Origin of the sequence: Rahnella victoriana, assembly GCF_004330295.1 — a bacterium.
GTDB lineage: Bacteria > Pseudomonadota > Gammaproteobacteria > Enterobacterales > Enterobacteriaceae > Rahnella > Rahnella victoriana.
Genome location: NZ_SJOJ01000070.1, coordinates 1 through 662, shown reverse-complemented (window position 1 = coordinate 662; position 662 = coordinate 1). Strand labels below are relative to the sequence as shown.

Annotated in this window: 2 protein-coding genes; both read right to left on the bottom strand. The window is 59.2% G+C overall.

The annotated features are described in order from the left end of the window. The coding region (locus tag EYY67_RS24330) for a phage tail protein (RefSeq protein ID WP_165498007.1) at positions 1-428 on the bottom strand (428 nt) is incomplete at its 3' end. A 9-nt stretch (positions 429-437) separates the two neighbouring features. Beyond that, the coding region (locus EYY67_RS24325; RefSeq protein ID WP_131694613.1) for a phage tail protein I at positions 438-662 on the bottom strand (225 nt) is incomplete at its 5' end.

Below are 662 nucleotides of genomic sequence, written 5' to 3'. Positions count from 1 at the left end.
ATCGAATCATCAATGATAAGCGTGATGGCGTCCGTGTCAGAGACGGTGATCACCATGCGCAGGGTTTGCGTGCGGCCTGAACCTTCCGCCAGAGTCGGCTTGTAGGTGTCCGCCATATTGCACACGGCAATCAGCGTGCCGTCGTCCGCGAACAGCCCCATTTCCCGCATCCAGAAGCCGCCGACGCTCGCCGAAATAATGGCTTCAGCAATGATCCAGTTTGCGTGTGACGCATCCGGCTTTAACGAGTTCAGCGGCGTGCGGTACACCTCTTTAACCAGCCTGGTCTGCGTGGCGACGGGCGTGGTCGCCACGCCGTTGCCGTCACCGACGGCGAGCTGGGTGATTTTAATGTCCGTCCCCGCCTGGATAGCTGCCGCGATGCGGGCTTGTCCGAGCGTGGTGACAACCGATTTAAACGTGCTCATAACGTCCTCTTATCCGGGGTAAACGGTCAGCAGGTCGCCGCCGTAGTGGGCTGCGCCGATATACACCGTACCGGCGATATCCTGCGTGATGGTCAGGCCGATCAGATGGCGGCTTGCCGGTTTGGCGTCGGCAATCAGCCGTTCCATTTCTAAATACATTTCTTCGGTGATGCCGGTTTCCAGCACGCCAATATCCAGGCGAAACGTGCCGGGTTCGTCGCCGGTTTCCCACCA